The organism is Emticicia sp. BO119 (assembly GCF_013912375.1).
In the GTDB taxonomy this organism is placed as follows: domain Bacteria; phylum Bacteroidota; class Bacteroidia; order Cytophagales; family Spirosomataceae; genus Emticicia.
This window is the reverse complement of sequence record NZ_JACETV010000011.1, coordinates 63,688-76,720: the sequence shown is the minus strand read 5'-3', so window position 1 is coordinate 76,720 and position 13,033 is coordinate 63,688. Positions and strand designations below refer to the sequence as shown.

Here is a 13,033-nt window from a genome sequence, read left to right as displayed (position 1 = left end):
AAAACTGATGTTAGATATTATTCATTTACTACCAGATTCTATTGCAAACCAGATTGCAGCGGGAGAAGTTGTGCAAAGACCGGCTTCAGTAGTAAAAGAATTATTAGAAAATTCGATTGATGCACGGGCCAATACCATTCAGCTGATTGTAAAAGATGCTGGCAGAACACTCATTCAGGTAATTGATGATGGCATAGGGATGTCGGCAACAGATGCCCGTATGAGTTTTGAAAGACACGCTACCTCTAAAATAAGAACTGCCGATGATCTGTTCGCTATACGTACAATGGGTTTTAGAGGAGAGGCTCTGGCTTCTATTGCCGCAGTAGCTCAGGTAGAATTACGAACACGACGATTGGTTGATGAAGTGGGTACGGCAATAAGAATCGAAGGGTCAGATTTTAAAAATCAGGAATCCGTTTCTTGCCCGAAGGGCACCAACTTTCAGGTTAAAAATCTGTTTTTTAATGTTCCGGCCCGGCGTAACTTCCTGAAATCGAATCCAGTAGAGATGAAGCACGTCTTAGATGAGTTTCAACGTGTTGCTTTGGCTCACCCTGATATTACTTTCACTTTATATCATAATGATGTTGAAGTATATAACCTGCCCGCTGGTAAATTAAGCAGAAGGATTGTTGATATTTTTGGGAAAACTTACCGTGAGCAATTAGCTACCTGCGAAGAAGAAACGCCATTTGTGAATGTAGAAGGATATGTGGGGAAACCCGAATCGGCAAAAAAAGGACGAGGCGAGCAGTTTTTCTTTGTAAACAAACGTTACATCAAGCACAATTACCTGCATCATGCCGTTCTGAGTGCTTTTGAAGCAACTATCCCTGAAGGAAGCAGCCCTTTTTATGTACTCTTTCTCGAAATTGACCCTTCACATATTGATATTAATATTCATCCGACCAAGACCGAAATAAAGTTCGATGACGAGCGGGCTGTATATGCCATAATCAGGTCGGCAGTCAGACGTGCCATTGGGGTTTATAACCTCACCCCAACTATTGATTTTGAATCTGATATTAATTTTGGTAATATTACTTCAACAAGCCGCTTTAATGACATACCTACGCCCATTAATCCGGGCATAGCCGATTTCGAAAAACCCCGCCAGGGTTCGGATACTGGTTCGTCTTTACCACCCCTGAAAGATGATGCGTCAAGAGACAAATCGAATACTGATAACTGGCGCAAACTCTTTGAGGGCCTGGATAGTTTTAAACCTAACAATCAGGCTAATCTTGATTTTCATAATGCTGACTTCCCGAAAGAAGAACCAATTACTTTAGGTAGCAAAGCCAATGATATAACTGATGAAAGCAAAAGACTGGCCGAAATCAAAGATATTAGTGCAATTCAGATTCAGAACAGGTTTATTGTAGCACAGGCCAAAACCGGACTGATGCTGATAGACCAAAGGGCTGCTTATGAGCGTATTCTATATGAGAAATACTATAATAATCTGAAAAATAAAAATTCGTTTACTCAACAGTTACTGTTTCCTAAAACCTTGGATTTATCCCCTGCTGATTTTCAGTTAGTGACAGACATTCAAGATGAAATCAAGGCTTTGGGATTTTCATTTGAAGAATTCGGGCAAAATACAATAAAAATAACCGGTGTGCCACCCGAAGTGCAGGAGGAAAACGAAAAGGAAATTTTTGAGGGGCTCGTGCAACAATTCAAAGCCAATCAAAATCATTTACAGTTAGATAGCATAGAAAATGTCGCTCGTTCATTCTCAAAAAAATCTTCTGCCAAATATATTGGCGAACTATCAAAAATTGAAATAAATTTACTCATTCATCAACTTTTTGAAACGGCTGTTCCGGGTTATACACCCAACGGTGAACCTACTATGACAATATTGTCGTTGGAACATTTAGCCGATCTGATCATTAAAAAATAAAAGAAAAAGCTATGTTTTATTTAAGCCCGGTTGCTCGTAATTTACTGATTGCCAATGTTGTAATATTTATTCTGACATATTATTTAATTCCAAGTTATCTTACCATACAATTCGCATTCTTTAACCCGATTTTACCAGGAAGCCCCGAATTGCTGAATCCAAATTTCAAGATATGGCAACCATTCACCTATATGTTTATGCATGGCGACTGGGGGCATATAATAAGCAATATGTTTGCTTTATTAATTTTTGGCTCAGGAATCGAAACATTTTTTGGTTCTAAACGTTTTTTAATATACTATTTGGTTACAGGAATTGGCGCAAGTTTTATTTACTCTTTTGTAAATATGTACGATATGATACAATTCTCGCCTGATTCAGAAGTGTATAGCATACTGGCAAAAACACCAATGGTAGGTGCCTCAGGTGCTGTTTTTGGGATTCTCATAGCCTATGCGTATCTGTTTCCGAATAACGAATTAATTATTTTTCCGTTTCCGATACCTGTCAAAGCCAAATATTTAGTAGCGTTCTATGGTCTTTATGAGTTATATTCAGGTATCAGAGGTACCGAAATAGGGATAGCTCATTTTGCCCATGTAGGCGGTTTATTAATTGGTTTCATTTTATTAAGATATTTTGGGTTTGGTAGAACCCGATATTAATTTATTACGTAAATTTGTTTAAGGAATAAAGAGAGAGTGGCAAATTTTTTAGACGATATAAAAAATCCTTTCCGGCGTGGGAACACATTGGTGCAGCTGATGCTCATCAATGGGATAGTTTTTTTGTCTTTAATTCTGACAGGAATTATTTTAAAATTTTTCTCTGAGGGAAACGTCATTAATAAAATTATTAATGACAATATGCTGCTGATTGCACCTATAAAGGAGTTCATCTGGAAACCCTGGACACTCCTTACCTATTGTTTTACTCACTATAGTTTCTGGCATTTACTCTTCAATATGCTTACCTTATTCTGGTTTGGCACCTTGGTTCAGGAGTTTATCGGTAGCCGCAAACTGTTGAATATCTACATTATCGGGGGCATTTTCAGTGGGTTAATTTATATTGGCATTTACAATTTACTGTCGCTTACGCCTCAGGTAAACAACATCAACTCTTCTGTTTTAGGAGCATCAGCAGCAGTTTGTGCAGTTATGTTTGCCGCCGTTACACTTCTTCCTGAATACGAATTTTATTTCTTTGGCCTTTTTCTGATTAAAATCAAATATATCGCCTGGTTCTTCCTGCTGTTATCGTTCATTGTGCCAAGTAGTGGTATCTCACATTTAGGCGGAGCACTGGCAGGGTATTCTTATATCTATCTATTAAGAAAAGGTATTGATTTAGGAAGCCCCATCGAAACCATAGGTGATTGGTGGAGTAGTTTGTGGAGACCAAAACCTAAAATGAAAATCCCACAAAGAAAATACAGCGAATCTACCGTGTCGAGCAAGGGTCTTAGTAATACCAATCTTGACCCTAATTACTTCCCCGATCAAGACGAAGTTGATGCTATTTTAGATAAAATAGGCAAATCTGGTTACGAGAGTCTCACAAAAGAAGAAAAACAGAAACTTTATAGAGCCAGCCAAAGAAAAGATTAAAACTACAATGCGGCTGTCCGTTTCATCCTTCCTGCTTAAAATCATTTATTTTAATGACTACGCTCATTAATTAATTCTGCCATGTCTTATTCTTTTGTATAAGAACAAACTCGGCAAAACATTAATGAAAACTTTTCTTTTGATTCTCTTCAGCTCTTTAATAGCTCATGCACAGATACTTACACTAAGCCCCACTGACAAATCAATCACAATTACTCCGAACGGAATACAAGGAGCCACCAACGATAATACCAGTATCAGCAATGTTGCTTTAGGTGGTTTAGCTCTTTTTTCCAATAGTGGGGGTATAGCCAATACTGCTATTGGTAATGCAGCCTTACGTTCAACTACCACTGGTCGTTATAATACTGCCATCGGGACAGAGGCTTTAGCAGACAATACAATAGGTTACTTTAATAGTGCCAATGGAGTTTATGCACTTAAGTATAATACTATAGGTAGTTCTAATACCGCTATCGGATACGCTGCACTTTTTTTGAATGTAAATGGCAACAGCAATACCGCCAGCGGGCAAAATGCACTTGGCCTTAATACTTCCGGTTCGTATAATACAGCAAGCGGTGTTTCTGCTTTAAACAAAAATACTACAGGCCAGTACAATACCGCCAACGGTTTCGAAGCACTTCTTAACAATACAATTGGCTCAGGAAATATCGGCGTCGGATACAACAGTGGCAATGCCATTTCAACAGGTACACTAAATACTTTTTTAGGCTATAACGCCAACGCTGATGCAGATATCAGTAATGCAATAGCTATTGGTTCAAATACAATTGTCAACGCCAGTAATAAAGTAAGAATTGGAGATGCTAATATCACAGTAATAGAAGGGCAAGTACCCTGGAGTAATCCATCAGACAGACGTTTAAAAGAAAACATCATTTATACAGATCAGTTAGGACTTGGTTTCATAAGTCAGCTACAGACAGTCTCTTACAATTACAAATCTGACAAAAACAAAACCCGTCTTGATGGTTTTATTGCACAGGATATTGAACAAGTTCTGGAAAAATCAGGCTTGACATTCAGTGGTTTAAAAAAATCTACTGACGGAATTTACTCATTGGCCTATTCAGATTTTGTAATGCCCTTAGTGAATGCCATAAAAGAACTGAAAGCTAAAAATGAAGCCTTGGAGAAACGACTAATAGTATTAGAAGAATTAAGAGCCGAATTAAACCAGATAAAAACACAGATTTCTGCTCAGAGAACCAGCGAAAAATAAACTAACTCTTCTCCATAGCTACTTAATAGTTTAGAAGCAAATCCTCCATATTTGAAAAACACAAAACCAGGCGAATTAACTTTGCTTGACTGAACAGCTATACCAATTCATCTTAATTCACTAAATTTAACTGAAACAGTCACCAAATTTTTGTAACTTTGCAGGCTTATCTGGCATCATACTTGAAAAGTAATGATGTATATTCTGTTCAAACCCAAAAATCTATAAATATTTTTATTTTAATCAAACATTTTATGGTATGTTTGGTTTAGACAGAACAACCGACTTGTAATTTGTTATAAAGATATGCCCATCACATCTGGCGAACTTCTCGAACACATCAATGAACCCTCCGATCTAAGAAAACTTGACCGATCAAAACTTCCACAACTTGCCGACGAACTCCGACAGTTTATTATCGACGTTGTCTCGGTTTATGGAGGGCATTTTGGTGCCAGTTTAGGAGTAGTTGAGCTAAGTGTGGCCTTACATTATGTATTCAATACTCCCGACGACCAGTTAGTATGGGACGTCGGCCATCAGGCATACGGACATAAAATTCTGACAGGCCGCCGAAAACAATTTCATACCAATCGGTTTTATGGAGGTATCTCGGGTTTTCCCAAACGCAAAGAAAGCATCTATGACACTTTTGGTGTAGGGCATTCTTCTACCTCTATTTCAGCTGCTTTGGGAATGGCTGTAGGCTCTATTCACAATGGCAACAAAAAACGCCAGCATATTGCTGTGATTGGTGATGGTTCTATGACCGCCGGAATGGCTTTTGAAGCCATGAATCATGCAGGTTCATTAAAAGATGCCAATCTGCTGATTATTCTGAATGATAACTGTATGGCCATTGACCCCAATGTTGGTGCCTTGAAAGAGTATCTGACAGATATTACAACCTCTCAGACTTACAACAAAGCCAAAGATGATATATGGAAGCTATTAGGTAAAATGAGCAATTTTGGCAAAAGTGCAAGAGAAATTGTGCAAAAGGTTGAGAATGCCATGAAAGGTGCTTTGCTAAGCCAGAGTAATTTGTTTGAAGCATTGAATCTGCGGTACTTCGGCCCCATTGATGGGCACGACCTCAACCATATGGTGAGTGTACTCGAAGATTTAAAAAATATCCCCGGCCCTAAAATTCTGCATTGTTTAACAGTAAAAGGTAAGGGCTATGCGCCTGCTGAAAAAGATCAGACTAAATGGCATGCACCAGGTCTTTTTGATAAGGTAACAGGCGAAATAAAGAAAAAAGTTTATGATAAACCTATGCCACCGAAATACCAGGATGTTTTCGGACATACAATTGTAGAGTTGGCTGAGGTGAATAATAAAATTATGGGTGTTACACCTGCCATGCCATCTGGTTCGTCGTTGAATATTATGATGAAAGCCATGCCTGAAAGGGCTTTTGATGTAGGTATTGCCGAGCAACATGCCGTAACTTTCTCGGCAGGTATGGCTACGCAAGGTTTGGTGGTATATTGTAATATCTACTCAACCTTTATGCAACGCGCCTACGATCAGGTAATTCATGATGTCTGTATTCAGGAGTTACCCGTTATTTTCTGCCTTGACCGTGCAGGATTCGCCGGAGCTGATGGTCCTACGCATCATGGGGCTTATGATATTGCCTATATGCGTTGTATTCCGAATATGGTCATTGCCGCACCGATGAACGAAGAGGAACTCCGCAATATGATGTACACTTTCCAACTCGATGAAATACAGAAGTTAAAAAAGGCTTTCACCATTCGCTATCCAAGAGGAGAAGGTGTTTTACCAGATTGGAGAAGACCATTAAGAAAAATAGGCATTGGCAAAGGACAAAAGATAAAAGACGGAAACGATATAGCTATTTTAACTATAGGCCATGTGGGTAATTATGCAGTCCAGGCTTGCGAGATGCTTCGACAAGACGGTGTCAGTGCGGCTCATTATGATTTACGTTTTGTGAAACCATTAGACGAGGCCCTTTTGCATGAAGTATTCCAGCAATTTGATAAAGTGCTGACAGTAGAAGATGGTTGTGTGAAAGGGGGTATGGGAAGTGCCGTATTAGAGTTTATGGCCGACCACGAGTACACTGCTAAAGTAAAACGTCTGGGTATTCCTGACCGGATAGTAGAGCATGGCGAGCAAATTGAATTGCATCGCGAATGTGGTTTTGACCCTGACGGCATTGCTGATGCTGCCAGAGAGATGGTGAGTAATAGGATTTTGGTATATTAATATTCTGACAAATTTGCGTTATTATATAAGCGGCTAAAGGCCGCTTAATTCGTTTTAAAACAGGAACTACAACCCTGTATTTTTCGTTAATTCCTAAATAATCTCCCATAAATAGTGAGCGAAAAACAATTGAATGATATTGACCTGACTGGCTATGAACAAATAGAAGTTTTAGGAGCCAGAGAACATAACCTTAAAAACATTGATGTAAATATTCCCCGCAATAAATTAGTAGTTATTACGGGTATTTCCGGGAGTGGGAAATCTTCCTTAGCTTTTGATACCATCTATGCAGAAGGCCAAAGGCGTTATATGGAGAGTTTCTCTTCTTATGCCCGAAGTTTTATAGGAGACATGGAACGCCCCGACGTTGATAAAATCAACGGGCTATCTCCGGTTATTTCTATTGAGCAGAAAACTACTTCCAAAAACCCTCGCTCCACGGTCGGTACAACTACCGAAATCTACGACTTTCTTCGTCTGTTATTTGCACGTGCCAGTGAGGCATTCAGCTATATCAGTGGAGACAAGATGGTTAAGCAAACGCAAGACCAGATCATTGACCAGATTTTGCAGCAATTCGAGGGTCAGAAAATCACCCTACTGGCTCCTTTAGTAAAAGGGAGAAAAGGGCATTACCGGGAGTTGTTTGTTCAGATTGCCAAATTGGGATATAACAAAGTGAGGGTAGACGGTGAGATATTGGAGATTAATCCGAAGATGCAACTGGACCGCTATAAGATTCACGATATTGAGGTGGTAATAGATAGAATCGTTCCTAAATCTGAAGACCGCTATCGTTTGAATCAATCGGTGAGTACCGCCCTGAAACAAGGTAAAGGCTCAATGATGCTTTTAGACACAAAAGATAAAACCCAGTATTTTTCTCAGAACCTGACAGATCCGAAATCGGGCATCTCATACGAAGACCCTTCGCCTAATAGTTTCTCTTTCAACTCTCCTTATGGAGCCTGCCCCACGTGCAATGGTCTGGGTACGATTGAAGAAATAACCGAAGACTCCATCATTCCGGATAAGACTTTAAGTATCAGTCGCGGAGGTATTGCTCCTTTAGGTGAATACCGCGATTTATGGATTTTCAAGCAGATAGAAATTATTCTGAAAAGTTTTAAATCGAATATCTCTACACCTATCGATAAACTCCCACCAGAGGCTTTAAAAACCATTTTATACGGTAGCGAAGACCCTGTGGCAGTGCCTTCTAAGAAATATCCGGGTACAGAATGGAATACGACCTTTGAAGGAGTAATTACCTTCCTGAAACGCCAGCAGGATTCTGACAACGATAAGATTCAGGAATGGGTACGAGATTTTTTAGTGATCAAAACCTGCCCTGATTGTGGTGGTTTACGTCTGAAAAAAGAATCTTTACACTTCAAAATTGATAATAAAAATATTGCTCAGTTGGCAGAAATGGACATTCGGGAAATTGGTGAATGGTTTGAAAACCTCGAAAGTCGCATATCTGACCGTCAAAATACCATCGCCCGTGAAATACTGAAAGAAATCCGTAAACGCATAGGCTTTCTTTTAGGCATTGGCTTAGACTATCTGACATTAAACCGACCTTTAAGAACTTTATCAGGTGGAGAATCGCAACGGATTCGTCTGGCTACCCAGATTGGTACACAACTGGTAGGTGTCTTGTACATCATGGACGAACCGAGTATCGGGCTACACCAGCGAGACAACGTAAAACTGATTCAGGCTTTAAAAGATTTGCGTGATTTGGGCAATACTGTCTTAGTAGTAGAACATGATAAAGACATGATGCTCGAATCTGACTATATATTAGATATTGGCCCGGGCGCAGGCCGTCATGGTGGCAGTATTGTAGGTAAAGGTACTCCTGAAGAGTTTTTGGTAAATAGAAGTACTACATCTGACTATCTGAGTGGAAGGTCAAATATCGAAATTCCGAAAGAACGAAGAAAAGGAAATGGCAAAGCCCTTATAATTAAAGGTGCAACAGGGCATAATCTGAAGAATGTAACCCTGAAACTTCCTTTAGGCAAAATGCTCTCAATTACGGGGGTAAGTGGTAGCGGAAAATCATCCTTGATTCATGAGACCCTGTTCCCGATTCTGAATCGCCATTTCTATAACTCTAAACGTGAACCATTACCCTATAAAGCAGTAGAGGGTCTGGAGTTTATTGATAAAGTGATTGAGGTCGACCAAAGCCCTATCGGACGCACTCCAAGAAGTAATCCTGCTACTTATACCGGTATGTTTTCTGACATCAGAACTCTTTTTGCAGAATTACCCGAAGCCAAAATCAGAGGGTACAAACCTGGTCGTTTCTCTTTCAATGTCAAAGGTGGCCGTTGTGAAGATTGTGAGGGGGCAGGCATGAAAAAAATTGAAATGGAGTTCCTGCCAGACGTTCATGTAGCCTGCGAAACCTGTAAGGGTAAACGTTTCAATCGTGAGACCCTCGAAGTGCGCTTTAAAGGCAAGTCTATTGCCGATATATTGGATATGACTGTAGAACAGGCTTTAGAGTTCTTTGAGTTCCAGCCAAAGATATTCAGAAAAGTACAGACCCTTTTTGATGTAGGTTTAGGTTATATTACTTTAGGTCAACACGCTACAACCCTATCGGGCGGTGAAGCACAACGGGTAAAATTAGCCGAAGAGCTTTCTAAAAAAGATACTGGTAAAACACTTTATATTCTTGATGAGCCAACTACTGGCTTGCATTTTCAGGATATACAGAAATTACTCGAGGTTTTACAAAAACTGGCTGATAAAGGGAATTCTGTACTGATTATTGAGCATAATCTGGATGTAATAAAGGTATCAGACCATATCATTGACCTTGGCCCCGAAGGAGGCAATAAGGGTGGGCAAATCATTGCAGAAGGCACCCCAGAGCAGGTGTCTAAAGTTAAAGGCAGTTATACAGGATTCTTCCTGAAAGAAGAATTAAAATAAAATCAAAGAACCTATTAACAAAAAGAGCAATAAACGATGTTTATTGCTCTTTTTGTTAATGAAATCTAATATTCATCTTCATTAAAGAAAAAGTCGTCTTTGGTCGGATAATCAGGCCAAATCTCCTCAATACTCTCGTACGGTTGTCCGTCGTCTTCTAACTCTTGTAAATTTTCAATAACTTCAATGGGTGCTCCTGAACGAATCGAAAAATCTATCAACTCATCTTTTGTAGCGGGCCACGGAGCGTCCTCCAGATACGACGCAAGTTCGAGTGTCCAATACATAGTTTATTCCTAATTTAATGTTACAAAAAATTTGTGGCTGCAAAAGTATAACAATTTTTAATTTGTCAAGTATTTTGACCCGAAAATGTATTATCAGTCAAACGTTTTTTTTATAAAATATTATATATTCCTCTAAAAAATATATAATATGCTCATCAATCTTTTGATTATCAATGATTTACAAAAATAAAAAAAACTCCTATTTAAGCAAATAAAAAGGAGTTTTTTTAATAGAATTCTCAAAAATACTTTACTCTCTCGTAATCTTACTTGCCCCGCTCGTATGCGATGAATTCAGATTCTGTACTCTCCCTAAATCTATATTGCTCGCTCCGGTGGCATCTGCATTTACCTGATTGATATCCATCTTTCGGGCATTAATATGGCATGCCCCTGTTGCCTCAATATCCATTTTATCAGCCGAGCCACGGAAATCAGCATTAGCAGCTCCGGTAGCATCTAATTCTATGTTACGGGCGTCTACATCGATAGCCGCTTTCACTGCGCCTGTCAGATTAATATCAATGTCCTGATTTCTGTCTTTAAAGCCAATTACTTTGGCAGTCGAAGCCCCTGATAAATCAAGCCCTGCCAATTTCGGCATTGTAATGATGATTCTGGTTCTTGAATTACGACGGCTGAATGAAAACTTATCTCTATATTCAATTTCAAGCGTTTCGCCTTTTACATCTACATCCAAATCATCAATATTATCCTGATCGTCAGAATCAGCTGTAACATTGAATGAGTCTCCCTGACGAACAGTCACAATAAAGGCACCACCTACATCTATTTTGCTGAAATTTCTTACATCAAATTTTTTCTCAAACTGTCCTTTGCCTTCAAAAACTTCCATATCAAACGAGTTGCCGCCTTCATCATAATGATTACTTCTATCTCTAAGAGCCTCTCTTTCTTCACTGCTCAATTTAGGGCAATCTCTACAAACCATCCCCGAATCACGTTTCATTACAAAAGTATATTTATCAGCATCGTCATTTACATCATAATTATCATTACGCCAACGATTAAATATTTCATAATAAAATCTTCTTGTTAACTTAAATGGTTTGCCGTACGGAATATATAAGGTCATATACAAATCCTGGCCACGAAAACGTGCACCCTCTGCTAATCTTATTTTTTGATCAAAAATCAGTACAGAATCTTTTTGCTTTATATCATATAATACATTCTTGGCATTTTTTTCTGCATCTGCTCTTGTACGCCCCTGAGCTTCAAATCTTTGTTCAAGTTTCAAATCGCTTCCATCATACCCCTCTAACTCAACACTTACCTGCTCTCTTGCTTCAAACTCGTCAAAATCATCACGATTATTATTAGAATCCAACAATAATGTACTGGTCGGTAATGAGAAATTCTTAGTTTCTTCAACCTTACCTTTTTTCTGGAAATTCAAAGCATATTTTGTTGCTAAAATACCTGTACCCATCAATCCTACTAACCATAATCCTAATAAAGAAACCCAGAAATTACGGGTGCCTATACGACGGTTGGTCATCAATATCAAACCTACAAACAACAGGGCCAAAAATGGCGTAAAAGCGGCTAAGAAAGCAAACAAACCTATTGTAGGGTTAATATCACCTGCAAACATTCTGAAAGGACTACGTTCGAAGAAGTCTGACCCTTCAAACCCTGTCACTACCCCAAAGAAAGCCGCAATAGAAGCTACTACTACTACCAACATTGCTAAAGCAAAAAGCATTAGTAAAATACCAGCCAGCACTCTCGCAACGGGTCCAAGGTTTTTCAGAATTTCACCAATTCCCTTGATAACGACCGCAACTAAACGGAAAGGGAATAACAATACTTTCGTTATAGCATTTTCAGGTGCACTTTTGTCTACTTTCAGGCCTTCCTTAATATTTGTTTCAATATTAGAAAGTGTCACAGGCTCGCCTTTCATTTCCATTTTCTGTGTGAGCGTCTGTGCTTTAGGTGCTACAATCCAGAGGATAATATAGGCTAAAACCCCTGTTCCAAAAAGCAATACACTCAATACAAATAATAAACGGATTACAGTAACATCTACTCCGAAGTAAGCCGCCAGACCACTGGCAACACCACCTAAGACTTTGTTATCATTATCTCGGTAAAACTTCTTAATTTTTTCGTCTTCAGTAAGGGTTGTGCTGGGTGGAAAAACTAACCAGCACACAAAGTATCCCAGAAACACAAAACCAGAGAATGGTGCTAAATCTTCAATTAACGGTGGTACCCCTAAGAAAATAAGCAAAAAGATAATTCTTATCCAAACAACATCCATATTGAAATAATGTGCCAACCCTGCTAAAACTCCGCCCAAAGCCTTACGTTTCATATCACGATACAGACGTTTTGGCCCTGTTGGCGTTGTTTGTTGGTTACCAGACGCTGTATTGGCATCAGCTGATGTTCCTGTATCTGCAAAACTTTTACTTTCTGCTTTCACATGAGCACTTGTCTTTAAATCTTCCTCTTCCTGTATCGCCTCAAAATCGGCTACACTGCCCATTGATTTAATAAGGTCATTTACACTTTCAAGCGTAATTACCTGTGTGGCACCTTCTGATTTATCTTTCGTCCAGAATTTCTCGGCAATTCTGGCTTCAATGTCTGAAACAATTTCCTGATTCCCCTCATATGACGAGAAGTATTGCTGAATCGAACGCAGATAATTGTTTAATTTGTCGTAGGCATCTTCCTCTATATTGAAAACTACGCCTGCTATATTAATTTGTATTGTCTTTTTCATTGTCTTAAACTATAAATA

Annotated in this window: 8 protein-coding genes; 6 read left to right on the top strand and 2 right to left on the bottom strand. The window is 39.0% G+C overall.

Annotated elements, in window-relative coordinates; all coding sequences use genetic code 11:
* Nucleotides 1-7 precede the first annotated feature (7 nt).
* The 6 genes from mutL to uvrA all read left to right on the top strand — a co-directional run bounded on the left by mutL (nucleotide 8) and on the right by uvrA (nucleotide 9,970).
* Nucleotides 8-1,915, top strand: coding sequence for a DNA mismatch repair endonuclease MutL (gene mutL, locus H1R81_RS25065; RefSeq protein ID WP_181843499.1), 1,908 nt, complete (start codon nucleotides 8-10; stop codon nucleotides 1,913-1,915).
* An 11-nt stretch (nucleotides 1,916-1,926) separates the two neighbouring features.
* The gene (locus tag H1R81_RS25060; RefSeq protein WP_181843498.1) at nucleotides 1,927-2,580 is read left to right on the top strand and encodes a rhomboid family intramembrane serine protease; all 654 of its coding nucleotides are present in this window, start codon (nucleotides 1,927-1,929) and stop codon (nucleotides 2,578-2,580) included.
* Between the two features lie 36 nt (nucleotides 2,581-2,616).
* Entirely contained in the window at nucleotides 2,617-3,525 is a 909-nt protein-coding gene (locus H1R81_RS25055; RefSeq protein WP_181843497.1) for a rhomboid family intramembrane serine protease, read from the top strand.
* A gap of 124 nt (nucleotides 3,526-3,649) precedes the next feature.
* Entirely contained in the window at nucleotides 3,650-4,771 is a 1,122-nt protein-coding gene (locus H1R81_RS25050; RefSeq protein ID WP_181843496.1) for a tail fiber domain-containing protein, read from the top strand.
* 306 nt (nucleotides 4,772-5,077) lie between these two features.
* Nucleotides 5,078-7,012, top strand: a complete 1,935-nt coding sequence (gene dxs, locus H1R81_RS25045; RefSeq protein WP_181843495.1) for a 1-deoxy-D-xylulose-5-phosphate synthase — start codon at nucleotides 5,078-5,080, stop codon at nucleotides 7,010-7,012.
* Nucleotides 7,013-7,126: 114 nt separating this feature from the next.
* A complete protein-coding gene (gene uvrA, locus H1R81_RS25040; RefSeq protein WP_181843494.1) occupies nucleotides 7,127-9,970 on the top strand; it encodes an excinuclease ABC subunit UvrA in 2,844 nt (947 codons plus the stop codon).
* 65 nt (nucleotides 9,971-10,035) lie between these two features.
* Here uvrA and H1R81_RS25035 read toward each other — a convergent pair whose 3' ends face one another.
* Together H1R81_RS25035 and H1R81_RS25030 are read right to left on the bottom strand one after the other, a co-directional pair.
* Nucleotides 10,036-10,257: a DUF2795 domain-containing protein gene (locus H1R81_RS25035; protein ID WP_015028821.1), complete on the bottom strand. Its 222-nt coding sequence runs from the start codon at nucleotides 10,255-10,257 to the stop codon at nucleotides 10,036-10,038.
* Nucleotides 10,258-10,507: 250 nt separating this feature from the next.
* Entirely contained in the window at nucleotides 10,508-13,015 is a 2,508-nt protein-coding gene (locus H1R81_RS25030) for a PspC domain-containing protein (RefSeq protein WP_181843493.1), read from the bottom strand.
* Between the last annotated feature and the right edge of the window lie 18 nt (nucleotides 13,016-13,033).